Source organism: Paenibacillus sp. FSL W8-0919, from assembly GCF_038003785.1.
GTDB classification, from domain to species: domain Bacteria; phylum Bacillota; class Bacilli; order Paenibacillales; family Paenibacillaceae; genus Paenibacillus_AQ; species Paenibacillus_AQ lactis.
Map to the genome: position 1 here is coordinate 3,859,252 of NZ_JBBOPV010000001.1, position 25,899 is coordinate 3,885,150.

At 52.9% G+C, this 25,899-nt stretch carries 23 protein-coding genes; 17 read left to right on the top strand and 6 right to left on the bottom strand.

Annotated elements, in window-relative coordinates:
- Window positions 1-135: 135 nt before the first annotated feature.
- Window positions 136-990 (bottom strand): SDR family oxidoreductase, encoded by an 855-nt coding sequence (locus tag NST44_RS17635; protein ID WP_340900267.1) that lies wholly within the window; start codon window positions 988-990, stop codon window positions 136-138.
- Window positions 991-1,231: 241 nt separating this feature from the next.
- Here NST44_RS17635 and NST44_RS17640 point away from each other — a divergent pair, with 241 nt between their 5' ends.
- Window positions 1,232-2,743: a UDP-N-acetylmuramoyl-L-alanyl-D-glutamate--2,6-diaminopimelate ligase gene (locus NST44_RS17640; protein ID WP_007128502.1), complete on the top strand. Its 1,512-nt coding sequence runs from the start codon at window positions 1,232-1,234 to the stop codon at window positions 2,741-2,743.
- An 18-nt stretch (window positions 2,744-2,761) separates the two neighbouring features.
- Window positions 2,762-3,862, top strand: a complete 1,101-nt coding sequence (locus NST44_RS17645) for a PQQ-dependent sugar dehydrogenase (RefSeq protein WP_007128501.1) — start codon at window positions 2,762-2,764, stop codon at window positions 3,860-3,862.
- Between the two features lie 163 nt (window positions 3,863-4,025).
- Here NST44_RS17645 and NST44_RS17650 read toward each other — a convergent pair whose 3' ends face one another.
- On the bottom strand, window positions 4,026-4,673 hold the full coding sequence (locus tag NST44_RS17650) for a helix-turn-helix transcriptional regulator (protein WP_007128500.1): 648 nt from the start codon (window positions 4,671-4,673) through the stop codon (window positions 4,026-4,028).
- Window positions 4,674-4,958: 285 nt separating this feature from the next.
- Here NST44_RS17650 and NST44_RS17655 point away from each other — a divergent pair, with 285 nt between their 5' ends.
- The 11 genes from NST44_RS17655 to NST44_RS17705 all read left to right on the top strand — a co-directional run bounded on the left by NST44_RS17655 (window position 4,959) and on the right by NST44_RS17705 (window position 18,064).
- Complete coding sequence (locus NST44_RS17655; RefSeq protein WP_007128499.1) at window positions 4,959-5,195, top strand: indolepyruvate ferredoxin oxidoreductase subunit alpha; 237 nt, start codon at window positions 4,959-4,961, stop codon at window positions 5,193-5,195.
- 1,787 nt (window positions 5,196-6,982) lie between these two features.
- Window positions 6,983-8,140, top strand: a complete 1,158-nt coding sequence (locus NST44_RS17660; protein ID WP_210095458.1) for an ROK family transcriptional regulator — start codon at window positions 6,983-6,985, stop codon at window positions 8,138-8,140.
- Window positions 8,141-8,167: 27 nt separating this feature from the next.
- Window positions 8,168-9,172, top strand: coding sequence for an asparaginase (locus NST44_RS17665; RefSeq protein WP_210095457.1), 1,005 nt, complete (start codon window positions 8,168-8,170; stop codon window positions 9,170-9,172).
- Window positions 9,173-9,290: 118 nt separating this feature from the next.
- Window positions 9,291-10,883, top strand: a complete 1,593-nt coding sequence (locus NST44_RS17670; RefSeq protein ID WP_007128495.1) for a glutathione ABC transporter substrate-binding protein — start codon at window positions 9,291-9,293, stop codon at window positions 10,881-10,883.
- Between the two features lie 113 nt (window positions 10,884-10,996).
- Window positions 10,997-11,923 carry an ABC transporter permease subunit gene (locus NST44_RS17675; RefSeq protein WP_007128494.1) on the top strand — a complete coding sequence of 309 codons (927 nt, stop codon included), beginning with the start codon at window positions 10,997-10,999 and terminating at the stop codon, window positions 11,921-11,923.
- A gap of 12 nt (window positions 11,924-11,935) precedes the next feature.
- The gene (locus NST44_RS17680; RefSeq protein WP_007128493.1) at window positions 11,936-12,850 is read left to right on the top strand and encodes an ABC transporter permease; all 915 of its coding nucleotides are present in this window, start codon (window positions 11,936-11,938) and stop codon (window positions 12,848-12,850) included.
- Window positions 12,851-12,862: 12 nt separating this feature from the next.
- Entirely contained in the window at window positions 12,863-13,867 is a 1,005-nt protein-coding gene (locus tag NST44_RS17685; protein WP_007128492.1) for an ABC transporter ATP-binding protein, read from the top strand.
- Window positions 13,864-14,853, top strand: a complete 990-nt coding sequence (locus NST44_RS17690; RefSeq protein WP_007128491.1) for an ABC transporter ATP-binding protein — start codon at window positions 13,864-13,866, stop codon at window positions 14,851-14,853. The genes NST44_RS17685 and NST44_RS17690 overlap by 4 nt, the downstream gene beginning before the upstream one ends.
- A gap of 50 nt (window positions 14,854-14,903) precedes the next feature.
- Window positions 14,904-16,382, top strand: coding sequence for a M17 family metallopeptidase (locus NST44_RS17695; protein ID WP_210095456.1), 1,479 nt, complete (start codon window positions 14,904-14,906; stop codon window positions 16,380-16,382).
- Window positions 16,383-16,387: 5 nt separating this feature from the next.
- Window positions 16,388-17,074, top strand: coding sequence for a copper homeostasis protein CutC (locus NST44_RS17700; protein ID WP_007128489.1), 687 nt, complete (start codon window positions 16,388-16,390; stop codon window positions 17,072-17,074).
- Between the two features lie 36 nt (window positions 17,075-17,110).
- Entirely contained in the window at window positions 17,111-18,064 is a 954-nt protein-coding gene (locus NST44_RS17705; protein WP_007128488.1) for an ROK family protein, read from the top strand.
- 299 nt (window positions 18,065-18,363) lie between these two features.
- On the opposite strand, the gene NST44_RS17710 is transcribed toward NST44_RS17705, so the two are convergent.
- The 3 genes from NST44_RS17710 to NST44_RS17720 form a co-directional block, all read right to left on the bottom strand.
- A complete protein-coding gene (locus NST44_RS17710; RefSeq protein ID WP_167324088.1) occupies window positions 18,364-18,516 on the bottom strand; it encodes a hypothetical protein in 153 nt (50 codons plus the stop codon).
- Window positions 18,494-19,021, bottom strand: a complete 528-nt coding sequence (locus NST44_RS17715; protein WP_028407236.1) for a hypothetical protein — start codon at window positions 19,019-19,021, stop codon at window positions 18,494-18,496. Before NST44_RS17715 ends, NST44_RS17710 begins: the two co-directional genes overlap by 23 nt.
- A gap of 250 nt (window positions 19,022-19,271) precedes the next feature.
- The gene (locus NST44_RS17720) at window positions 19,272-20,147 is read right to left on the bottom strand and encodes an AraC family transcriptional regulator (protein ID WP_340900276.1); all 876 of its coding nucleotides are present in this window, start codon (window positions 20,145-20,147) and stop codon (window positions 19,272-19,274) included.
- 139 nt (window positions 20,148-20,286) lie between these two features.
- Between NST44_RS17720 and NST44_RS17725 the strand changes: the two genes are divergently transcribed.
- From NST44_RS17725 to NST44_RS17740, 4 genes are all read left to right on the top strand, one after another.
- The gene (locus tag NST44_RS17725) at window positions 20,287-21,117 is read left to right on the top strand and encodes an amidohydrolase family protein (RefSeq protein ID WP_210095454.1); all 831 of its coding nucleotides are present in this window, start codon (window positions 20,287-20,289) and stop codon (window positions 21,115-21,117) included.
- 111 nt (window positions 21,118-21,228) lie between these two features.
- The gene (locus NST44_RS17730; RefSeq protein ID WP_210095453.1) at window positions 21,229-22,173 is read left to right on the top strand and encodes an aldo/keto reductase; all 945 of its coding nucleotides are present in this window, start codon (window positions 21,229-21,231) and stop codon (window positions 22,171-22,173) included.
- Between the two features lie 14 nt (window positions 22,174-22,187).
- Complete coding sequence (locus NST44_RS17735) at window positions 22,188-23,204, top strand: zinc-binding alcohol dehydrogenase family protein (protein ID WP_210095452.1); 1,017 nt, start codon at window positions 22,188-22,190, stop codon at window positions 23,202-23,204.
- Window positions 23,205-23,338: 134 nt separating this feature from the next.
- A complete protein-coding gene (locus tag NST44_RS17740) occupies window positions 23,339-24,046 on the top strand; it encodes a hypothetical protein (RefSeq protein WP_245256164.1) in 708 nt (235 codons plus the stop codon).
- 384 nt (window positions 24,047-24,430) lie between these two features.
- Here the strand turns inward: NST44_RS17740 and NST44_RS17745 are convergent, their stop codons facing one another.
- Complete coding sequence (locus NST44_RS17745) at window positions 24,431-25,858, bottom strand: serine hydrolase domain-containing protein (RefSeq protein WP_340900283.1); 1,428 nt, start codon at window positions 25,856-25,858, stop codon at window positions 24,431-24,433.
- Window positions 25,859-25,899: the final 41 nt, after the last annotated feature.

The following is a 25,899-nucleotide window of genomic DNA, read 5'->3' on the forward strand; positions in this document are numbered from 1 at the left end:
TTTCTGGCCGCGGGACGGTTGTGTGCTGGCCGATACGATTTACCCGCCGCAAGGACAAGGATCATATATTAGGGTACGCCGATTCGGTACATTTGGTGTTTGCTCCTGTCCATCCGAGGCAGAAAAAGAAGTGGATTACTTTCCTTTCCGCGTCAGCTCGGCCAGCTTATCCCATTGCTCGCTCGTAACCTCGGACAACGCGTTGAACTGCCCGGCACCCTGCAGCCACTCACCGCCATCGATGGTTATGACCTCACCGTTGATATAGGACGCATGGTCCGAGATCAGATAAGCGGCCAGATCGGCGAGCTCCTTCGGACGGCCGACCCTGCGGAGAGGAACGCGATCCACCAGCTTCTGCTCAAGCTCGGGCGTGGGGGAAAGCCTGGACCAAGCCCCCTCCGTCGGAAAAGGTCCCGGTGCGACTGCGACCTGTCGTATTCCGTATGGGGCCCATTCCACTGCCAGTGAACGGGTGAGCGCAAGGACGCCTGCCTTCGCGGCGGCGGAAGGAACGACATAGCCTGATCCGGTCGATGCGTAGGTGGTTACAATGTTAAGCATTGTTCCCGGATGGCCTTGATCGATCCAACGTTTGCCAACTTCGAGCGTAGCATAGAAGGTACCGTGCAGGACGATATTAAACACGGCATCGACGGCCCGCGGCGACAAGCGTTCGGTCGGACTGATGAAATTGCCGGCCGCATTGTTGACGAGCACGTCGATCCTCCCGTAATGCGCTTCGGCAGCGTCCACAAGCTCGGCGATTTGGGCGGGATCCCTCACGTCACAGGTCTTATACCATACCTCGAGCCCTTGGCCTCTGAAATCCTCGGCAGTCTGCTTTAACCGTTCTTCGCGGCGTCCGCATAGGGCGAGCCGGGCCCCGAGCTTCGCGAAGGTCTCTCCCATTGAACGGCCCAGTCCGGTAGCTCCGCCTGTAATCAAAACAACCTTTTCCTTAAGCAAATCACCTGCGAACAACCCCATGCTCATCTTCCTTTCGTATTGAATTCTGGATATGACCGTGTTTGTTGATGTATTCGTTCATACCTAAAAAGTTCTGTACGAATGCGCGATAACCCTCTTAACCATTGGAAACGCTTACGGATGATGTTTCAATTTCTATGCGGAAGGTTAGGTTATTTAGAAATGTTAGACTAAACGCATATCTCGTCGCTAATTCTACATCCTATAGGACACGATACCATCACGAGACGAGGAGCCTTGCATGAATCTGAAATCATTGACGGACGGGCTGATTCTGAAGACGATTACCGGCACTACTTCGCTAGAGATAACGAATCTGGATACCGACTCCCGCAATATAAAGCCGGGAGGTCTGTTCATTTGCGTGCCCGGATTTCGTGTCGACGGACATGACTATGCTCGCGATGCCGTTACGAATGGGGCGGTTGCTGTCGTTGCGGAGCAGGACCTGCCGGATCTCCCTGCGGATGTGACCTGTATCAAGGTCCCGGATGTGCGCCGTGCGCTGCCGATTCTCGCGAACGCTTTTTTTGGCAATCCTACCGGAAGACTTAAACTAATCGGCATTACAGGGACAAACGGCAAGACGACGACCACCCATATGGTGGAAAAGGTATTGAATGACTGTGGGCGAAAAACAGGCATTATCGGCACGTTGTATATGCGGATAGGCGAGCATGCTGAGCCCACTCTCAATACGACGCCGGATACGATCCAGCTCCAGCGGTATTTCCATGCCATGGCTGCGCGTGGAGCGGAATATGCCGTCCTGGAAGTGTCCTCGCACGGTTTGGATCTGGGGCGGGTGCGGGGATCTGATTTTCAAACCGTCGTGTTTACGAATTTGTCCCATGATCATCTGGACTATCATTTGAATATGGACAGCTACCGCAACACGAAGGAGCTCCTCTTCTCCCAATTGGGCAACAGCAGCCGGGATATGCAGAAGAAAGCCGTGCTGAACGCCGACGACGAGGCATCTGCGTATTATGCGAAGCGAACATCGGCGCAGGTCGTGACCTACGGCATAAAGCAGCCTGCACATATACGCGCCGAGGATATCCGCCACGCTTCGGAGGGATGCAGCTTTATGGTCCGTTCTCCTTGGGGAGACGGGCGTTTTTCTCTGAAGGTCCAAGGAATGTACAATGTCTATAACGCGCTGGCAGCGATCGCCGTCAGTTTAGTGGAAGGGATTCATTTGGAGGACATTCGGCACAGTCTTGAGCAATTTGCAGGAGTTCAGGGCCGTTTTCAAGAAATACAAACCAATAAGAGCTTTCGGGTCGTGGTCGACTATGCCCATAATCCCGACGGGCTCAAGGCCGCTCTGCAGTCGGCAAGATCCATTACCTCGGGCAAAATGATCTGTGTCCTCGGGTGCAGAGGGGAGCGAGACCGGCTGAAGCGGCCCATCATGGCCGATATCGCCGCCTCGCATAGTGACTATGTGTTTTTTACGACAGATAATCCGTTTTCAGAGGATCCGGAGGTCATCCTGGCGGAGATGCTGGACGGTCTGAATGCCCGGGAATCGATCAATTGGGAAGTCGTTCTGAACCGTAAAGAAGCGATCCAGCGAGCGGTGGAGATGGCAGGGGATGAGGACCGCATCATCATTACCGGCCGCGGTCATGAACGACGTTACGTCGCGGGCGGAACAACCGAGTTGTTCAGCGATGAGGAGATTGTGCTCCACTCGATTGCCGAATCTGAAGGAGGCATTCAGACTGCGATCGTCCCAGACTTATAAGAGCAGAGGAGTGGTGCGATGAAACGATATGTTTTCATACCGTATGTCTTGATTACGGCGATTATGCTGCTGATGACGGCATGCTCGGGCAGTTCCGCTCCCCCGTCTTCGGGAGGGGAAGAACGTAGGGGAAACGTTGAGCGTGGTACTGACGTTTCTTACAAAGTGCTTGCCGAGTATTTGGAAACGCCGTGGGCCATCGATTTTCATGGGGAGGTCATCTTTCTTAGCGAACGGGAAGGGAATATCGTTCAAATCCGGGATGGCGATTTATCGAGACTGCCTGTAGTCACGAGCAAGCCGATTGCCTCCATTGGCGAAGGCGGTCTGCTTGGTTTCGTCCTTGCACCCGATTACGAGGAATCCAACGCGGCCTATGCCTATCATACGTATGAACAGGATGGGGCGGTCAAGAATCGGTTGGTGCTTCTTCAAGAGAATGCAGCGGCGTGGAAGGAGACGGATGCTCTCATCGAGGACATCCCGGGATCCAATGTGCATAATGGCGGAAGAATCGCGATCGGTCCGGACGGCTTCCTCTACATCACGACCGGAGATGCAGGTAATGGCGAGCTGGCGCAGGATCCGGAGAGCCTGGCGGGGAAAATCCTCCGAATCTCGCCGGACGGCTCGGTTCCAGCCGATAATCCTATGCCGGATTCCTATGTATACTCGTTCGGGCATCGTAATGCACAGGGCCTTGACTGGAATTCCGACGGAGAGCTGTATAGTTCCGAGCACGGACCTTCTGGGACCCCTGGTGGGCACGATGAAATCAATAAAATCGCCGCCGGCGCCAATTACGGATGGCCTGCGATGATAGGCGACGCGAGGGAGAGCGGCATGGAACAGCCGGTATACCACACTGGCGAAACTGCATTAGCCCCTTCAGGTGTGGCGTTCGACAAGCAGGATTTACTGTATGTCGCTACTCTGCGAGGCAGCAAGCTGTACCGGTTTGATCCGGATAAGGCCGAGCTTGAAACGGTGCTGGCGGGCGAGGGAAGACTTCGGGATGTGAAGGTGCAGGACGGCCGAATCTATGTGATTACCAATAATACGGATGGACGGGGCGTGCCTGGTGAACGGGATGACCGGCTGCTTGTACTGGAATTGTAGATGCTGATTCATAATCGGTTATTTCGGGAATAAAATAAAGCAAGAAGATGTACGAGCCTTGGGTTAAGGGCTCTATCGGGGTGAGAGGATTCGCGTACAGGGCGATATAAAAAAAGAACGACCCATCCTGTATGGACGGGTCGCCTCGTGGCAAGAATGGATATTACGTTTGCGCTTCATGCTGCTTGTTGCGTATGTGGTACACGCATTTTTTGCCGCCTTTGGCCAGGCATTCGGTACGCTCCACATCTGCCCCGAGCAGTGACCGGAATAAGTCCAGCTCGCAGCGGCAGGCATGCTGATAGCGGCTTGCGACCTGAGAGATGGGGCAGTTTAATTCCTCGAGAATGAACTCTTCTTCGGCGACCTTTTTATATTCAACCATGTACCCGTTGTCATTCTGAATTTGCGCAAGCGCCGCGACCCGTTCCTCTAATGCGTCCGCAGCGACGGTAGGCGAATATTTGCTTCGCAGCGTCTCTTTCCGCTTATCGAACAGCAGAGAGATCATCTCATCTCCTGCCTCATCCTGCAGCTCTTGGAGCAGGTCCAGGGCGAGGGAATGATAGTTTCTAGGGAAGAAATCCTCCGCAGATTCGGTAAGACTGTATAGGGAAACGGGTCTGCCCATGGGCTGCTTCACCGTTCGAAATGTAATATAGCCTTCATTCTTTAAGCTCTCCAGATGGCGCCGAACCGCCATTCCGGTAATTCCGAGCGCCTCGGTAATGGACTTTGTGCTCAGCTCGCCGTTTATTTTTAATAATTGCATGATATATTCGCGTGTGCTGTAAGCGACTTCTTGTTCCATAATAATCACCGCCTTGATTCTCGATGAGTAGCTTCCACAGCTGTGTTGATTGAGATGAAAGCAATATGTCTCATCTTATGTCTTTGGTGGATAGAAGTCAACCGATTCGCCTGGATTTTCGGCATCCGTCGGGTGCGGGCCGATTGACATTCGGCTATGCTCCCTACATAATTATGATATATTTTAGTATACAAAGTATGGAAATTGTAGATTTATGATTTTGCAGCAGATTTCGACCGGACGAATCATGGATGAATGATCACACATGGGAAGGTGGAATAACCGATGTATGTCATTGGATCGGCTTGTATTGAAGAGAAGGCGGGAGAATGCGTTGATGTGTGCCCTGTAGACTGTATCGAGGAAGGCGACGACCAATTCTATATCGATACGGACATTTGCATCTCCTGCGGCGCCTGCGAGGCTGCCTGCCCGGTGGCGGCGATCTATTATTTCGAGGATTTGCCCGAGGATCAGAAGCATTATTTTGATAAAGCGGTTGAGTATTATAGGAGCAAGTAGAGTGCTCCGGTTTGCAGTGCTCCGGTTTGAGGCTACCCGCTCTGTTGTCCGTCCGTTTCCGGATTGGAATAGTAAGCAGAAGAAACGGACTTCCAAAGGATCGGCTATCCTCAAACCTTCGCTGGGGGTGTGGGACCTCGCCCTGACCTTCGGTAGGGCGAGCAAACCAAAGGCAAGTGCGAGACAGGCCACCTTGAATGAGGTGGCCATTTTTTGCGCTCCGGTTTGAGGCTATCCGCTCTGTTGTTCGTCCGTTTCCGGAATGGAATAGTAAGCAGTAGAATCGGACTCCCAAAGGATCGGCTATCCTCAAACCTTCGCTGGGGGGTTGGGACCGCGCCCTGACCTTCGGTAGGGCGAGCAAACCAAAGGCAAGTGCGAGACAGGCCACCTTGAATGAGGTGGCCATTTTTGGCGCTGAGGCTTGGAGATATCCGCTCTGTTGTTCGTCCGTTTCCGGAATGGAATAGTAAGCAGTAGAAACGGACTCCCAAAGGATCGGCTATTCTCAAACCTCCGCTGGAGGGTTCGGGACCGCGTCCTGACCTTCGGTAGGGCGCACAAACCAAAGGCAAGTGCGAGACAGGCCACCCTTGAATGGGTGGCCATTTTTTGGGCTCAGGCTTGGAGATATCTGCTTTATTGTACGTCCGTTTCCGGAATGGAAAAGTAAAGCAGTAGAAACGGACTTCCAAAGGATCGGCTATCCTCAAACCTTCGCTGGGGGTGTGGGGGCTCGCCCTGACCTTCGGTTGGGCTAGCTTGTTGAAAAGCGAAGGCCGCCCATTAGTATGGGGTGGCCCCTTCATAGAAAAAAACATGGAAAAGAGTCTTCTATGCCTTTTTTTTCGCTTAAATAGGTTTTTTTGATAAACGATTAACGTTTCGCATAAGGGAACGCTATCTGGTGTTTCTATATACATAAGCAAACAAAATTGCGATATTTATGGATTTCATGCTCAGCTCAGGGTTTGTTTGACTTATAGCCAACACTGGTTGATACGGTTCAGAAGGAACGGTATCAATCATAATCGTTCAAGGAGGAGCGAGGATGATGAAGAAAGACATAGATTAGCAATAGATCGTCCTAATCGCACGGTATTGGACATCTACTGCGTCCCTGCTTTGTGTGTTCCAACGTGTTATTTCAGAAATTCCCTTCAATACCCATCTAATGCCCCGTATAACCGCTCCCTAAACAGCAGTATCAAAACACCAGCCCCATATTCAATAACTAAAACAACAACCCAAACAACAACCCAAACAACAAGCCCAATATGCGCCAACCCAAAAAACGACCCACTCACTTCCCCGACGCCACCGCAATTAGACACGCAAGCCAACTCACACCATAACACTTAATGGACAAGGCTCAACGGAAAGCAGCTGGAGTTCCCCGCCGCTGGATCAGACCGCTGTTCTTAGAATTCATTTCTTCAGTGGATTAATTTTGATATTTCCGATAGTGACCTTCGCTTTTTTGAAAATCGTTATGTTAGGTACATGTCATATTGTACGCCTGTAAAAACCAAATGTATCCGTACAGGAGAGCTGTGTTTTTTCAGAGTAAAATTGAAATGCTTACATTGGTAATAAAAATTTGAGGAAAATTAAATGTGTCATATATATTGACACATTCACAAATGACATTTTATTATTAATATCATCACTGGAGAATAAAAATGAAAAATATGATATTTAACACAGATTTTTGATGATTAACCACCTAATAAGTTGGAAGAATGCGCTAATTAATCTATTGATGAAATTAAATAGGGGATGTCTTCATGAAAAAGCATGACCAGGATTTTATGAAGCGGCAGAACAGACTTACGGTGTTCCAGATCATCAAGAATGAACAGCCGATTTCAAGAGCAGCCATTGCGAAGCAGACGGGCATGAGCCCGACGACCGTCAGCCGGATTGTAGCCGAACTGACGGATGAGGGATATGTGCACGAAACGGAGGAGCAGGTTTCCGCCGGGCGCGGAAGAAAATCCTCGCTCATCCGACTGCTGGATACCGCGGTTATTTCGATTGGCGTGGAACTGGACCGTGATCGGGCGAATATCGGATTCGTCGATATCCAAGGAAACGTTCTGTGCAGCGAGAGTTTCAGCAGACCGCCGAACGAGGAGGCGAGCACGACCGTAGCGAGGATTGGAAGCACGATCGAGGATCTGATTGCGACTGGCGGCATCGACCGCAAGCGCATCGTGGGCATCGGCGTCGGGCTTCCCGGCATCATCGAGGTCCAGGAGGGGATTGTTAAATTCTCCGTACAGCTGGGCTGGAAGAATATCGGCCTCGCCGACCTGCTTCAGGACGTGACCGGGTTTCAGGCTGTCGTGGACAATGAGTTGAAGGTAAAGGCCCTAGCCGAACAGTTGAAGGGCTCCGCCTATGGTTCGAATCGGACGGTTCTCCTCGGCTTTGGTAATGGCGTCGGCTCTGCCTTGATTCTTGAAGGCGAAATCTATCGCGGGGTGACGAACAGCGCGGGGGAAATCGGGCATACGACGGTGGACCCGGAGGGCATGATGTGCGACTGCGGAAAGGCCGGTTGTTTGCAGACGTATATCAACATCCCGTCCCTATTGTCCGAAGCGAGTAAAATCAAGCCGGTCCGCACGATCGAGGAGCTGTTTGCCGAGCGGCGTGCGGGTACTCACTGGGCCTGCTACTTAATCGATCGCGCCCTTGCGTATATGGCCATCACGGTCAATAACGTGGTCAGCATGTACAACCCGGACAGCGTCATCCTGAGCGGCGAAATCCTGGACAAGTTCCCGGAGGTGCATGAAGAGATCGTCAACCTTTGCTCGAGGTATGTGTGGGAGCCGCTTCAGGGCAGCTTTTCCATCGTCCGTTCCAAGCTGCATGAGGAAGGCGTCATGATCGGCTCGGGTATGGTGGCGCAGGATCGTTATTTTCAATTGAATTAATTCATCAGGAGATCGGGGGAAATAATCATGAGATTTGTTCCATTGGTAGAGGAATACCGCGGCAATGTGCTGGAAAATGTCCATTACGGCGCGGTGAGCGTCGTCGATGAAAGCGGGAAGGTGCTCTATGCGGCAGGCGATCCCCATCATATGACGTTTTTGCGCTCTGCTGCAAAGCCTTTTCAAGCACTGCCGGCTATGAAGCGCCGCATTGACGAAGTATACGGACTGACCGGCGAGGAGACGGCTCTGTTTGCGGCTTCCCACCGGGGAGAGAGCTTCCACATTGATGCCCTTGAATCGCTCATGGGCAAAATTGGCATCCAGGAGGACGCGCTCCACTGCTGCGCTACATACCCCTTGAACGAGGATGCGAAGGCCGAGCGCCATCAGAACCATGAGGCGAAGCGCCGGATTTTCCACAACTGCTCCGGCAAGCATAGCGGAATGATTGCATTGTGCAAGCATATGGGCTGGGATGAAGCGACGTATTACCAACCCGAGCACCCGCTGCAAAAGGAAATCCTTGAAACGCTCGCCGATATCGCGGAAGTTCCGGTATCCTCCATCCCGCAAGGGATTGACGGCTGCGGCCTGCCGATCTTCGCGATTCCGCTGGACCGGATCGCCTATTCATTCTTGAAGCTCGCTTGTCCGGATTTGATCCGGGACCCGGAGACGGCAGAAGCTGCAGCAAGGATCGCGAAGGTGATGAACGAATACCCCGATATCATCGCAGACACGAAATTCGTATGCTCTGCACTTTTGAAGGATGACAACCTGACTGCCAAGGGCGGTGCTAAAGGAGTATACGGCATCGGGCTTCGGAAGGAACGATTGGCGATTTCCCTTAAGGTATCCGACGGTTCCGAGCAGGTATGGCCATGCATCATCGCGACCATTTTGGAGCGGCTGGGTTATAGCAACCAAGCCACGATCGACCGGCTGTACGAGCTCGTGCCGAACGAAATTTTCAACGATGGTGGAACGCTTGTAGGTGAGCGCCGCGCCGTATTTGAATGGAACAAATAAAGGGTGCGTATTTGAATGCAGCAAATAAAGGGTGAGGAATTCGGGTGCTCCTCGATCCATTCCAGGGCATGCCGAGTGAATCTATAGATTCTTTACTACATCAAAGGGGGAGTAAACAATGAGATTCAAGAGTAGAACATGGTCACTGCTCATGCTGTTGCTTGCATTTACAATCGTAGCATCAGCTTGCGGCGGCAAAGGCAGCGGAAGCAGTGAAGGGGCCAGCAACGCCGGCGGGGAAAGCAAACCGGTGACGAAAAACAACAAGGATATCACCATCGCGATCAACGCCAATTTCCTCACGATGGATCCGCATAATGCCGGCGATACGCACTCGATCTCCGGTGCGCGCACGATGTACGAAGGCTTGATGGGTTTCAATGAAAAGATGGAACTCGTTCCGGTCTTGGCTGAAGATTACAAAGTCAGCGAAGACGGTCTGACTTATACGTTTAATCTTCGTAAAAACGTGAAATTCCATGACGGCACCGACTTCAATGCCGAAGCTGTAAAAGCTAACCTGGATCGCATACTGGACGAAAAGAACAATCTCAGAATGCGCCGTAGCTTCTCGACGGTATCCGACGTGAAAACACCGGATGAGAATACGGTTGTCATAACGCTTAGCCAGCCGTACAGCGCATTCCTGAACAAAACCGCCATGGCGCTCATGATCAGCCCTAAAGCGCTTAAAGACGGCGTGGATGTAACGAAGAATGCGGTAGGAACAGGCGCATACAAGTTCAAGGAATGGGTTCAAGGCGATCGTTTGGTTGTCGTGAAGAATGAAGAATACTGGCAGGAAGGGCTTCCGAAGGTGGACAGCATCACGTTCAAGCCTGTACCGGAGAACGGTTCCCGAATTGCCATGCTGAAGACCGGCGAAGCGGACTTCATCTACCCGATGCCGACGGAGCAAGTATCCGAGGTCGAAGGCGATTCCAACATTGTGGTGGATAAAATCGATTCGACGATCGTTCGCTATATCACGCTGAACACGATGAAGAAGCCGTATGACGATCTGAAGGTTCGTCAAGCGATCAACTATGCAATCGATAAGGATGCCTATATCAAGGTTGTTAAATCCGGTCTTGGATCTAAGCTGAAGTCTTCCATGTCCTCCATGACCCAGTACTATTCGGAGCAATCCGGTTATGACTATGATCCGGAGAAAGCAAAGGCGCTGCTCGCGGAAGCGGGATATCCGGACGGATTCGAAGCCGAGATCTGGGGCGAGAACGATTCCGAGACGATGAAGGGCATGCAGTTTATTCAGCAGCAGCTTGCGCTTGTCGGCATTAAGGTTGAAGTGAAATCGATGGAAGGCGCGACCTTGTCCGATCAGATCAACTCGGCTACGCCGGAAAATGCGAAAATCCAAATGTGGTACGTGAGCTGGTCTCCTTCTTCCGGCGATGCGGACGGTGCGACGAAAGGTCTGTTCAGCAGCGAGTTCTTCCCGCCTGCAGGCTCCAACACCGCATATTACAAAAATGATAATGTCGATCAATGGATCAAGGATGCAAACGCATCGGTTAATCCGGACGAAGCTAAAGAAATCTATGCCAATATCCAGAAGCAAATCTGGGAAGACGCTCCATGGGTGTTCCTGGGCGTTGACCAAGTCATTACAGGTAAACGCGCTTATCTGGACGGCGTGAAAGTATTCCCTGACGGCTCGATCAATGTATTGAATGCCGAAGTGAAGTAATTCTGGCAGCACGGGTTTGCTGAAATGTTGAACTAGGGTGGGCCGCCTCTTTTGATGATAAGGAAGCGGCCCATTTATTTTTAAGGCTGGCATGTTGAAAGGAGGCTTATCCTTTGGGAAGATATGCAATTCAGAGGCTGCTGGGTGTCATCCCTCTGTTATTCATTGTGTCGATACTTGTGTTCATGTTTATTCACCTGATTCCCGGAGACCCGGCACGGCTTGTCGCAGGTAAGGAAGCCACCCTTGAGGAGATCAACGGGATACGGGAGCAGCTGGGACTAAATCTGCCGCTGTGGCAGCAATATGTTAACTATATGGGTGATCTGTTGAAGGGTGACCTGGGTGTTTCCATTACCTCCGGACTGCCGGTCGTGGATATGCTGGAAAGCCGGTTTTTTCCGACGATCGTGCTAACGTTTACGAGTCTTGGCTGGGCGCTGGTCATCGGACTCTTGATCGGGATCGTGTCCGCCGTCAATCGCGGCAAATGGCCGGATTACCTCGGGATGCTCACTGCCATTTCGGGAATCTCCCTGCCGGGCTTCTGGCTGGGTCTCGTTCTGATTCAAATCTTCTCCGTCGAGCTGGGCTGGTTCCCAACCGGCGGCGTTGACAGCTGGCAATCGTATATTCTTCCTTCGTTCACGCTCGGTGCGGGAATTATGTCCATGCTCGCACGGTACTCCCGCACGTCGATGCTTGAATCGATGCGTGAGGATTATGTCCGGACCGGACGGGCGAAGGGTCTGCGGGAATTCGTCGTTGTCGGAAGACACGCGCTGCGCAATTCCTTGATTCAGGTCGTTACGGTAGCCGGGCTTCAATTCGGCTTTTTGCTCGGGGGCTCGGTCATGGTCGAGACCGTATTCAGTATTCCGGGAATGGGCCGGCTGCTGGTCGATTCGATCGCGTTCCGGGATTATACGGTCATTCAGGCGCTGCTCCTGATGTTTGCGACCGAATTTATTCTGATTAACCTGATTGTCGATTTATTATACGGTGTACTGAATCCAAAAATCCGGTATGCATCGAAATAGGAGGGGGAGCTCATGAGCGACAATTCTTCAGTAACGGTCCATTCATCCTCCGTACCGGGGGAGGCTGTGGTGAACAGCCCGGTCAAAGGGAAGTTCAGCACGTTTGTATCCAAGTTTATGAAGCAAAAGCTTGCCGTCGTATCCGGCGTGTTCATCTTGATATTGCTGGTGCTGGCCGTCATCGGCCCGCATATTGTTCCATATCCTCCGAATGAGCCGAACTATGATGCAATGATGCAAGGCCCTTCGGCTGCGCACTGGGCAGGGACCGATGAATACGGACGGGATATTCTCAGCCGTCTGATCGACGGAACCCGGCTGACGATGTCGGTCAGCCTGAGCGCCGTATTTATTTCGGCTATTGCCGGTACGATTTTGGGGCTTATCAGCGGCTATTACGGCGGCTGGATTGACCGCCTGATCATGCGCGGAAGCGACGTTATGTTCTCCTTCCCGGATCTGCTTCTGGCAATCGGCATCGTGGCGATTCTCGGTCCGGGCTTGTCCAATGTGGTCATTGCGGTAGCGGTATTCGGAACGCCTTCCTTCGCCCGAATTATCCGAAGCGTGACGCTGTCCGCGAAAGAATCGCTGTACGTCGAAGCTGCCCGCTCGATGGGCGCGAAAAACAACCGGATCATCTGGAAGCATATCTTCCCTGAAACGGTTCCGAGTATCATCGTCAACGTTTCGATGAAGATCGGCGGAGCCATTCTCGCGGCGTCCTCCCTCAGCTTCCTCGGGCTTGGCGCCAAGCCGACGGAGCCGGACTGGGGCGCGATGCTCAGTATGGGACGCGATTATTTAAGCATCGCACCGCACATCGTATATTTTCCGGGTCTGCTCATCTTCTTGACGGTTCTCGCGTTCAACCTGATCGGCGATGGACTTAACGATGCGCTGGATCCGAAGTCGAAGAACGAATAGGGGGGATTGAACGTGACGCAAACATTGCTAGAAGTCAAAGGACTCAAAACCGAATTCAAGCGGGACGGTTCCTCGGTGCTCGCCGTGGCGGGCGTGGACTTTCACATTAACAAAGGCGAAGTGCTTGGGCTCGTGGGCGAATCCGGCTGTGGAAAAAGCGTGACCTCCCTGTCTATCATGAGACTGCTCAAGGATACGCCCGGCCGAATCGCCGGCGGATCGGTCTTGTTTGAGGGCAAGGACCTCGTGCAGCTGCCGGAAAAGGACATGCGCCGCTACCGCGGCAATGAGCTTGCGATGATCTTCCAGGAGCCGATGACCTCGCTTAATCCCGTGCTCCGCATCGGAAAGCAGCTTGAGGAGTCGATCATGCTCCATCTTGGATACGGCCGGAAGAAAGCGCGCGAGCATGCGATCGAATCGCTGAAGCTCGTCGGGATTCCAAGGGCCGATGAAGTGGTTGACGATTATCCGCACCAATTGTCCGGGGGCATGCGGCAGCGGGTCATGATCGCGATGGCGATGGCCTGCAATCCGAAGCTCTTGATCGCGGACGAGCCGACGACGGCGCTTGACGTGACGATCCAGGCGCAAATTCTCGAACTGATGAACCGCCTGAAGAAGGAACAGAACATGGGCATGCTGCTTATTACGCATGACCTCGGCGTTGTGGCGGAGATGTGCGACCGGGTGGTCGTCATGTATGCTGGCCGGGTCGTGGAAGAGGCGAGCGTGACCGAGCTGTTCGAGAATCCGCAGCATCCGTATACCAAGGGACTCATCGCCTCGGTGCCGAAGCTTAGACAGAAGGTTCGTCGGCTGGAATCCATTCCGGGGAACGTTCCCGATCTGCGCAACATGCCTCCGGGCTGCAAATTTGCTCCCCGGTGTCCTTATGTGATGGAGCGCTGCTTGTCGCAGGAGCCGCAGCTGCTCCCGGTCGTGAACGAAGCGGATCGCAAGAGCCGGTGCTGGCTGACGCAGGATGGGCATGCGAAAGGGGGAGAAACGGCATGAATGAATCACCGCTATTAGAAGTACGGAACCTGCAGAAATCATTTACGGTCAAAAAAGGCTTCTTCGGCAGCTCCAAGCAGCTTCGCGCTGTTGACGGAATCTCCTTCGCGATTCGGAAAGGCGAAACCTTCAGTCTCGTCGGAGAAAGCGGCTGCGGCAAGTCGACCACCGGCCGGCTTGTTACGCGCCTGTTAACGCCAAACGACGGCGAGGTTATTTTCAACGGAACCGATATCAGCCGTTTCAACGAGAACCAGATGCGCCCGCTGCGAAAAGACATGCAGATGGTGTTTCAGGATCCTTACGCCTCGTTGAATCCGCGGATGAAGGTGAAAGAGCTCGTAGCGGAGCCGCTGCTGATCCACACGAAGCTAAGCGCCAAGGAACGTGACAAGCTGGCCGGAGAGCTGCTTGAAACGGTGGGTCTGAACAGCTTTCATGCCGAGCGCTACGCCCATGAGTTCAGCGGCGGGCAGCGCCAGCGGATCGGCATTGCACGTGCGCTGTCGGTACGGCCGAGCCTGATCGTAGCGGATGAGCCCGTTTCGGCTCTCGACGTATCGATCCAGTCGCAAGTGCTGAATTTGCTCCAGGATTTGCAGGAAGAGTACGGCCTGACGTATCTGTTCATCTCTCACGATTTAAGCGTCGTCGAGCATATCAGCGATCGGATCGGCGTTATGTATTTGGGAACGCTGGTCGAATCAGCCGATAAGGATACGCTCTATGACCGTCCGCTGCATCCTTATACCCAGGCGCTGCTGTCCTCGGTGCCGGTACCGGATCCTAAGCTGAAGAAAGAACGGATTATTCTGAAGGGGGATCTGCCAAGCCCGGTTAATCCGCCGACGGGATGCCGTTTCCATACCCGCTGCCCTGCCTGCATGGAGGTGTGCAAGCAGAAGGCGCCGGTCTTCCGGGAAGTGGAACCGGGCCATCAGGTGGCCTGCCATTTGTATGATGAGGAGATCATGAAGCAAGCTTAACCGGATCGAAACGCTCGGTTGTAATAGAGCCAGAGGAGGGAAATACGCCGATGAATATCATATTTGATGAATCGCATGTTGCCGATAGCCGGGTCTATGCGATATATGAGGGAGACGAGCCGCCGTTTCGCCTCCCTGATTCCCGAAAACGAAGCGGAAGCTTAACATGGCTGTATGCACGTTCCCGGGATGAGGCGGATTATTTAATCGCAGGCATGGGTTCAAGAGAGCAGCTAACCGTAGAGAAAGTGCGTAAAGCAGCGGCTTCAGTTGCGCGGGCTCTGCTGAAGGAGCATAAAACAAGCGCTGTTCTCATCCGTAAACCGCTTGATACGGGTTCGGAGAAAACCAAGCTGACGGAGGCAGAGGAATTCCAGGCCTGGATGGAAGGCTGGTTATACGGATTGTATCGGTTCAATAAGCATCGAGGCATTACGGCAACGGAAGCCACGATTAAGCTTCATATCCGATCGAAGGATTGGGAAGGAATCCCGAGGGAAGAGCTGGATACCCTGCTGTCCATCGCCGCGATCCGCGAACGGGGAACGAGGCTTGCCAGGGACTTGGTCAATGAGTCGCCGGAGACGCTGAATCCGGAAGCGTTCGCTGCTGTATTGGAGGAACACTTCAAGAACACGAAGGCCAAGCTTCATGTATACCGCGGCCACGAGCTCCATGAGCGCCAGATGAATGGACTGCTTGCGGTCGGGAAGGGCAGCCGATTCGAGCCATCCCTGGTTGAAATTTCGTATGACGGCTTGCCGGCTGGACAGAAGGGCCCTCATGTCGTGCTAATCGGCAAAGGCATTACCTTTGACATGGGCGGCATGAACGTCAAGACCGGCAGGGATATAAGCGATGCGCGCATGGATATGGGCGGCGCGGCTGCCGTAGCCGGCGCTATGGAGATTCTGATCTCCCGGAAAGCGCCGGTGAAGGTAACAGCTCTTATCGCGGTTGCCGATAATCTCCCGGACCAGCATGCGATGCTGCCGTCCTCCGTCATCCACTATCCGAACGGCATCAGCGTCCAGGTCGCGAATACGGACGGTGAAGGCAGACTGATCATTGCGGATGCGCTGCTTCATGCGGCAACCCTTCAGGCGGATCAAGTGATCGACATCGCGACGCTGACAGGCAATGTCGGCGCTGCGCTCGGGCTCGAGCTGGCAGGGATCTGGGGCGATGAAGCGATGACCCGTCACCTGGTCGAAATCGGCGAACGCAACGGCGAACGGCTCTGGCCAATGCCGCTTGTGGACGAATACGAGTCCGAGCTGCGGAGCGACTACGCGGATTTGCGCAATGTCGGCACGTCGACCTTGGCCGGCGCAATTACGGCCGCCCTGTTTATCCGGCATTTTGTTCCGGAATCGATGAAGTGGGTCCACATCGACATGGCGGGAACGGTTCAGTACAAGCGGGAGTTTCCGCATGCTGCTGCGGGAGCAACCGGCTACGGCGCCAGGCTGCTGGCGGATTATGTAGAGAAGCAGTTTCATAAGAAACCGGCTTCCGGGAAGGGGTGAGCTCGATGATCCTAGAGGTTATAGCCACGACCGTAGATGACGCCATGACCGCTGAAAATAACGGGGCAGATCGGCTGGAGCTGATCACGGCGATCACGGAAGGCGGACTGACACCGGGAATTGGACTTGTCCAGCAGGTCATCAAGGCAGTAAACATTCCTGTCCATGTGATGGTCCGGCCTCACAGCCGTTCCTTCGTGTACAGCGAGACCGACGTAGCCACCATGATCGCCGAGATTCAGGCGATTCGCAGCGCCGGAGCAGCCGGGGTCGTCCTCGGCGCGCTGACTCCGGACGGGAAGATCGACGAAGAAACGCTGGGTGCTCTCCTGGCGTGGACCGGGGATATGCAGGTGACGTATCACCGCGCCTTTGACGAGTTGGATGATCAGTTCGAAGGTCTGCGCACGTTAATGAAATATCCGGCGGTTACCCGTGTATTGACATCGGGCGGACCCCAGCCGGCACCGCAAGCCATTCCGCAAATTCGACGGCTGGTCGAAGAGGCGCGCGGCAGTCATCTTAAGATTTTGGCGGGCAATGGCTTAACGTGGGAGATCATTCGGGACTTCATCGATCAGACCGGTGTAACAGAAGTGCATTTCGGCTCGGCGGTCCGCTACGGCCGATCCGGACTGAAGCCGATTGATCCGGTTGAGCTTCGGTCGCTGGCAGACAGCATTCATCAATAGATGTAGCAAACATATCGGAAAACAGGTGAACACAAATTGCAAACCATTCTTAATAAACAACAAGAATTTGTAGTTGGCGTTGATCTCGGGGGTACGAAGATCGCGGCTGCGCTCTTTGATTCCGAAGGTCGGCTGCTGAACCGCGAGCAAGTGGAGACGGCAGGCGCCCGAACGGCTGAGGAGGTTGTCGGGAGAATTACGGCGATGATCCGAAGCGTTTCGGGCGGCCACCCGCTGCGGGGTGTCGGGATGGCTTCGCCGGGAGCGGTGAACAGCAGGGAGGGCATCGTCATTTACGGCACGAACTTGCCGGAATGGACGAATGTCCCCTTGAAAGCATGGATGGAACGGGAGCTGAATACCGAAGTCCAGGTATTGAACGATGCCAATGCCGCTGCGTGGGGGGAATATGTACGCGGGGCCGGCGCAGGCTCTACGAACATGGTGTACGTCACGTTCAGCACGGGAATCGGTTCGGGCATCGTGCTGGACGGGAAACTGTTCCTTGGAAGCAATTCCTATGCGGGCGAGCTGGGGCATCACATCATCGATCCAAGTGGACCGCAGTGCAACTGCGGAAGCCGCGGCTGCTGGGAGGTATTTGCATCCGGGACGGCGATCGGCCAGGAAGCTGCCCTGAAGATTCAGGAGCGGACAAGTATGATCGCCGAGCTGGCAGCAGCCGACGGCAGCGTCAATGCCCGGCATGTCTTTGAAGCGAAGAGGCTGGGCGATGCTGTCGCGATCGAGGTCATCGATCGCGCGGTCTACTATATGGCTCTTGGTCTGGTCAACGTCATTCACAGCTTTAATCCGGACCGGATCGTAATCGGAGGGGGAGTCAGCAGAGCCGGTGAGCTTCTATTCCCGGCGCTCCGTGAAATGACGGACAAGCTGGTTATGCCGGCTTATCTAGGAACCTATGAGATCGTTCCCGCCGGTCTGCGGGATGATGTCGGTCTCGTCGGAGCGGCCGCCTTGTTTCAATAGAATGCAAGAATCACAGGCATGTGATGAATTGAAATAAATTATTCTGTTGTGACTCCCGTGCATAATAAAAGCCTCCAACCCGTTTCATAGCGGGCTGGAGGCTTTTTGTTCGTTGCAGATTCCAGATTTGGCATGGCTCCATCGGCGTCATAGGTTGAGGCTGTTCCGATGGTTGTTATGTGGGACGGCGGGAAACGGGGCGATTCATATTCGCGTTCGAAAGTCCGTTAAACGTAATCGAGTGAAGTGCGTAATCCGTCAACCGTCATCCGTTTTCACAATTGGAGTCGATTGTAGGTTTACTTATTCATTTGTTTGTATCCGACAAACAACAAGCGGCTGCCCGCACTTTCCCGCCAGCCGGCGGTAACCGCCGGCTCCAAACCTGCACGCGGCATAACGTTGTAGGCTTGAAGCCGGCGGCTTCCGTTACTCCATGTACTTCGTAGCATCGAAGGGAATCTTCGAATGATGGTTCGCATGCTCGATCAGGGAGGAAAGCTTTGTTACCTCGCGTTCCTTCTTGCGGGCGGCTGCATGATAGGCTTCCGGATCATATAACGCCACATTGAAGAGCGTTACGGCGCCGCCCTCGAGACCCCGGCTGCTCTGGCGCTCCAGCTTCTTGCGGGTGCCGAGATGCGCGAGCTGTCCGATTTCATTGCGCATCTGCTTGGCCAGCTCGATCGCTTCCATGACGGTTATGTTGCTGCCGTTCCACGGGATCGTCTCGGTGGTATTTGAAATCGCCATTAAAAGGTCCAGCTTTCTGAAATCGGCGGAGACGGCATCGATTTCTTCCGTGATGACATCGACACTGCGCGCAGGCACCTCGGCGGTCTCCCCTTTTTCAATAATAGTGCTGCTGTTGTTCAATCGCTCCTGCATCAATTGATTAATCAGTCGATTCATGGCTGCCCGGACAGCCAAAGCTTCCGCCATTGTAATATGACTCATATGTACGCAATCACCTCTCGATTTGATACATTCGTATGGATTAACAAATGAATGTGGGCTTGCGTGGAGCACGCTCCTACGAACGCAAAGTTCCTATATATAGGAATAGACGCTTCCAAATGGAAAAGGTTGCTTACGCGTTCATGATTTTTGCAATAAAATTATCATTTGATGGGATTCGCGGGATCTAAACATCGGTCGACGGCATGTTGGGGAGATCCTATATCTCATGGTTATCTTCCCGATAATCCTAGCCGTTTGACAGCGCCTGCCTCCTGTAAGCTCCAGGCGTCATTCCCGTCAAGCTTTTGAATTTTCGATGAAAATGCGTCAGGGTGTCGTACCCGCAAATTTCCGCGATGCGGCCTATGGGCATCTCGTTCGTGAGCATAAGATCTTTGGCATGCGCGATCCGCTTCGCATTGATATAATCGATAACCGTTAGGCCGGTGTACTTCTTGAACATTCTGGAGTAATGGGCGGGATCTACCGACGCATGCGCCGACAGTACGGCTAGTCCAATAGGTTGATCCAGATGCTCGTGAATCCATTGAATGGATTCGATCAGCCAAGCGGGTCCAAGCGCCGCAGGGGCCGGCTTCTCTGCAGATGAGACGCTGATATAACGATTGATATACAGCAGGATGGAGCGCAGCTGAAGCACAAGCGCCTCCCGGGATCCTAACCGGGTCTGCCCAATCTCGTCCGACATCGCTTTCAGTCTGTCCTCGATATACATTTGATCGGTCGCTGACAGTTCATAACGATAAGCTCCCGATTTCCGGGAAATTTCGAAGCAATGAAGGGCAGCGTATTGTAAATCGCTGATAGGATCACCTTGGACGAGCGATGGCGCGAAGAATAACGCGCTTGAAATAATCGGATCTTCCGGGTCAGGGAAAGAGCTGTGGATCGTGTTCCCGGGAATGATAAACAGGTCGCCTTCTTTTTTCTCAACTAATTTGTTTTCAATAAAAAAAGTGCCTTTCCCCTGATGTATGTATACCAATTCGTAAAGATCGTGCAGATGGTGGGGCAGCTCCATGCGGGGGCTTTTTTGCGTCCGATAAACCAGCTCCATAGGAAACAAGGGGTCTCCGTTAAAGGCTTTGCGCAAGGGAGTCATGATGATCGTCCTCCTTCACTCTGATACGTTCACAATATCAAAATACGTTATGAATCTGCAAGAATACGCTATTTTTATACACGGATATTGAACATACAATGGGGATATGAAAAGCGATGCAGAAAGGCGGGGGAAGTACATGAAAGTAGATGCCCACCAGCATTATTGGCGGATTGAACGGGGGGATTACGGATGGATCACACCTGAGCTTCCCGTGCTTTACCGGGACTTCCTGCCATCCGATTTAAAACCGCATTTGGATGCGCATCAGCTTGACGGCACGATTGCGGTTCAGGCGGCCCCGACCCTTGAAGAAACGGACTATCTCTTATCTCTGGCCGATCGCGATCCTTCCATTCTCGGCGTGGTGGGGTGGATCGATCTCTTCGATCCGGAGCATCGCCGCCAATATGAACGATTTTCAAAGCATCCAAAGTTTATCGGTTTCCGGATTATGATACAGGATATGCCTGATTCCAGTGCCATTCTGGAGCCGGCGTTTATCGAAGCCTTGAGTATGTATATCCAGGAAGAGGTTCCGATCGATCTTCTTGTTCGAAGCCATCAGCTGGAGCACTTACTGAAGCTCATCCAGCAAGTCCCGGACATGCGGGGCGTGGTGGACCATCTGGGCAAACCACCGATAAGAAGCGGGGAAATTGAGACCTGGGAGAGCTTCATGAAAGGAATCGCACGCTTTCCGGGAATTTACTGCAAGCTGTCCGGCATGGTCACCGAGGCCGAGCATCGGCGGTGGAACCAGGAGGACTTCACAGATTATGTACATAAAGCCATTGCCCTGTTCGGTTCCGAGCGGGTCATGTTCGGAAGCGACTGGCCGGTATGTCTGCTGTCCGCTGAATATAGCCAAGTCGTGCACGTGTTAGAAGCAGCGCTGCCCAAGGCATGGGGAGAGCAGGAGCGGGCCCGATTGTTCGGGTTGAATGCCGTGGAGTTCTACAGGCTCTGAATATCCCAACAACGACGGGGTTGAGGAAATTCCTCTACTCCTTTTCGCTAAGATGCTAGTAATCCTCATTGCTATAAAACGTAATCTCAATAAATAAGGTGGGTTAAGACTATGAAATACCGCAAGCTGGGTCGTACCGGACTGGAGGTTTCCGTATTAAGCTTCGGCGCATCCTCGCTGGGCTCCGTCTTTCGGGAGACGGACGACAGCGAGGGAATCCGAACCGTTCACGCAGCCATTGATGCAGGAATTAATCTGATTGATGTTTCGCCCTATTATGGACTGACGAAGGCGGAAACGGTGCTTGGTCAAGCCATCCGGCAGATCCCCCGGGACAAATTTTACCTGTCCACCAAAGCCGGCCGCTATGGCGAGCAGGATTTTGATTTCACATTTAAGCGGATCATTGCCAGTGCAGATGAGAGCTTGAAACGGTTGAATACCGACTATGTGGATTTCCTCTTCCTGCATGATATTGAGTTCGTGCCCGCACAGATCATTTTGGAGGAGGGTATCCCTGCACTCCAGCATTTAAAAGAACAAGGTAAAATCCGCTTTAGCGGAATTTGCGGTTTGCCGTTACAGCTGTTTGAACAGCTGCTGCCTCAGACGAAGGTGGATGCAATCATTTCGTATTGCCACTATTCTTTAAATGATCATACCTTGACAGATTTGCTGCCGTTGCTTCATCAAGAAGGAATCGGTCTCATTAACGCATCTCCATTGTCAATGGGGCTTCTTAGCCGTCGAGGAGCGCCGTCATGGCATCCGGCTTCGGCGGAAATCAAGGAAGCGTGCAGACAAGCGGCTGAATATTGCGCGAAGGAAGGAATCGATATTGCCAAGCTGGCCGTGCAGTTCTCGACCTCGCATGAGCAGATTCCGACGACGCTGGTCAGTACGGCCAACCCGGATAACATCGTGCGCAATGCCGAATGGACCGAAGAACCTCTGGATCAAAGGTTGGCGGCCGAGGTTTTAAGGATCCTGGAGCCGATTCAAGGCCGGACTTGGATAAGCGGACGCCCGGAATACAATGAAGGGATCAGACCATAAAGGGGGCGGGCATAATGAAGGGAATCGTGTGCAGTAGGATTGGGGAGTTTCAATTCCGCGAGGATTTGCCGGAGCCGCAATTGCTTGATGGCGAGGCTATCATCAGCGTTAAACGAATCGGGATTTGCGGTACGGATCTTCATGCCTTTAACGGCAATCAGCCGTTCTTTACCTACCCGCGAATTCTCGGTCATGAGCTATCCGGGATGATTGAACAGATCGGGGACAATGAAGCGGGGTTGAAGGCAGGCGACATCGTCTGTGTCATTCCTTACATGCACTGTGGACAATGCATGGCTTGTCTCAGAGGCAAGACCAATTGCTGCAGATCGATGAATGTCATCGGCGTGCATACAGACGGAGGCATGCGGGAGCGCATTTCGGTTCCGATCACCCATTTGGTTCGAGCAGACGGATTATCAATGGATCAGGCGGCCCTGGTAGAACCGTTAGCGATAGGGGCCCATAGTGTCCAAAGGGCGAATGTCACCCGCGGGGATACGGTTTTGGTGATCGGTGCCGGTCCTATCGGACTTGGAGTCATGGTGTTTGCTAAGGAGAAGGGAGCAACCGTTATCGCAATGGACATGATCGCTGAGCGGCTAGCCTTCAGCAAGTCGTGGGCCAAGGCTGATCATATCATCCGGGCCGGGCAAGAATCGTCAAATGAGCTTGCTGCGTTAACGGGTGGAGAGCTTCCCCCCATTGTTTTTGATGCAACTGGAAATCAGCGTTCCATGACCCATGCGTTCAAGTTGGTTGGGCACGGAGGAACCCTGGTGTACGTCGGGTTAATCAACGGAGACATTTCTTTCGAGGATTCCGATTTCCATAAACGGGAGCTGACATTGATGGGCAGCCGGAATGCGACCAAAGCCGACTTCAATCATGTTATCAAGGCGATGACGGAAAGCGGCCTTGATTTGGAGCGTTATGTCACGCATCGATGCGGATTTGATGAAATGATCGGCGAATTTAAGCAGTGGTTGAATCCTTCTTCCAAGGTGATTAAAGCCGTTGTGGAGCTCTGAACGATCGAACACACGGACAAAAACATTAAAAATATTGGCAAATGAGCATCGATCATGATAGAAATCATGTGCTTCTATGTTATGATCTTAGGATAATGTCTGTAAGCGTTATCATAACAAGGGAGCAAATGATATTGGGAACATTCAAATCCAAAATACTCATATATAGTTTGCTGTTGGGATCCTTTCCGACGATTCTTATCGGATTCTTCTCTTATTTCATTGCCGCCAAAGACGTGGAGGAAAAGGTGAACGAGGGGAATATGCATCTGCTTAACCAGACCCGGATGAGGGTGGAGCAGGTGCTCGATTCCATGCAACGAACCGCCCTGCAGTTTGAGAACTCTTCGCTGCTCAAGTCTGTGATGGACAGCAAGTTAAGCGGACAGGACTTTATTAAGGTCCGGGAACTGATGAAGGAAATGTTTAATCTGCAGACGCAGACCATATTAAACCAGGTGTACGTCGTTAATCTGAAGCATGAATGGGTCGTGGATTTAAATTCCCTCAAGCCGCTGGAGGGCTTGAACAAGGCCGAGTTCGAGCGGTATCTGGATACCAATGAAAGCATATTCTGGGCAGCGGGATCGGGGGAAATCTCGCAAACCGCGAATCCGGTGGAGGCGGATTATTGGAACAGCGCGGAACGAACGGCAACAACCCTTCGGCTGGTGCATAAAATACCGCTGCTGTCGAAGAACGCGTGGGTCAGTGCCGGATTCGGCACAATGTATTTCTCGTTCTCGAACACGATTTTTTTGTTCTTGTTAAACAGCTCCGTTCCTTTCGGCTTCTTCTCCATGTTGTACAAATCGCCCCGCTGCGGCAGCGTGTCACGGTAAGGCTTAACCTCCTGAGCATCCTTATCCGCATCGATCGTTTCGGTATACGCAGATCATCACCGATGCGCAAACCAAGTTTATTATGGGGCAGATTGACGAGGCCGGCTGGAAGGCTGAGGTGGAGAGATGGAGAAAGAGCGGCGGCGATCAAATGGCCGCAGAATATAAAGAGTCCTATGCGAATCAGCAATAACGGTCATTGATCATGCAAACGGGAGACAAAGCGGGCAAGTAAAAGGAAGTGCCTTTGACGTACTTGACTGCATTGTCTCTCGCTCGCGTATAAACGGTATTCATGATCGAAAGAGCATTTCATTGCGGCTGGTTAACATGCAAATTTAATCAATGCAAGTTATCTGGAGAGGCAAGTGATGAACATAAGGTTCAAGGCTTGTTGATTGGCGTTCCGATGAGCACGAGATCAAGATGATTCGTTTTAAGCGCGCCGGCCGGCTTGATTTGCAGCACTAGACCATCGCGGTCAAAGCGGCAGGTAAGGATAAACATCTGCTGCTGTTCCAGCAGCTGAATGTGAATCAAGCATGTCGACGAATCTGCCCATACTGCACAGCAAGCGGAGGGAAGGCCGAAAAAAGGATCGGGACCGATATGCCAATCATTCATGGAGCATACAACACGGGAACGACCGGTTTCATGAATGAAGATGAGCTCGCAGGCTTGATCACTGAACGTAAATTGGCAGTCTGTCCATCCCGGCTCGTTAGCTGATAGGCGATAAGGGTGTCCCGAGACTTGTGCGGCTGCATGGGAGAAGGAGCTTCCTTTCGGCAGATGGAGCTTCAAGGCGCTCAGACGCTGCTTCATCCGGTCATAACCGGCAACATCGAAGGGGCAGGGCTCCTGCATGGAAGAAATCAGATGGGTCCAGACGCTGTCAAGAATCCCTTGGTGCTCATCCCGGTTCAGCATGGTGTTGGCCGTCGACACGAACACGGCGTCATGGTGCGGGCTGACGAGAACGAATTGCCCTCCGGCTCCGAATGCGCAGTAGGCTTGACGCCTGGCCCGCCAGAACTGGTACCCGTAACCGCTTCGCCCTTCCAGCAAAATTCCGGCACTGGAATTATCAACGACCTTGGACGTGCTTTGCTCTACCCAGCCCTCAGGGAGGATCCTCGTCCCATTCCACACCCCGTCCTGCAGATAGAGCTGACCGAATTTGGCCAGATCCTCCGTGGTGCAATAGGCCCCGCTGCCGCCCAGGTTAATTCCGAGCGGACAGGTCTCCCACTCGATATCCTGCATCCCGAGAGGCTGGAACAAGCGGGCATCGAGATAGTCATGTACGGTAGTCCCCGTGACCCGTTGGAGAATGGCGCACAGCGTATGCGTACCTGTCGTATCGTAGGCAAAGACGGTTCCCGGGGGATGGCTCGGCGGCGTATGAAGGTATTCGAATACGATATCCCGGGCCTCCTTATTGGTTGATTTCCTGTGGACGGTTTGCATGCTCAAGAGATGCCGGATGGTCATACTGGCTGTGTACGGATGTACGTTCTCCGGCTGTTTATCCGGGAAAAAATGAATGACCTTGTCATCCAGGGAGATCCGCCCTTCTCCGATGGCAATGCCGACAGCGGCCGATGTCAGGCTCTTGCTGACCGAGAATATCGGATGCCTTAAATCTTTGTGGAACGGGAAGTAATAGCCTTCGGCTGCCACTTTGCCATGCCGAAGGAGCATAAAGCTGTGCAGGTTCATATTTTTGTCCGTCATGTCCTCCATAAAGCGGAGGATGGCGGATGGAGGAATGCCGACCTCCTCCGGACGGACTCGAGGCAGTGCAGTCATGATCATCAACCTTTCAGCTGTTTCTTATTTTTGCGGCTTGT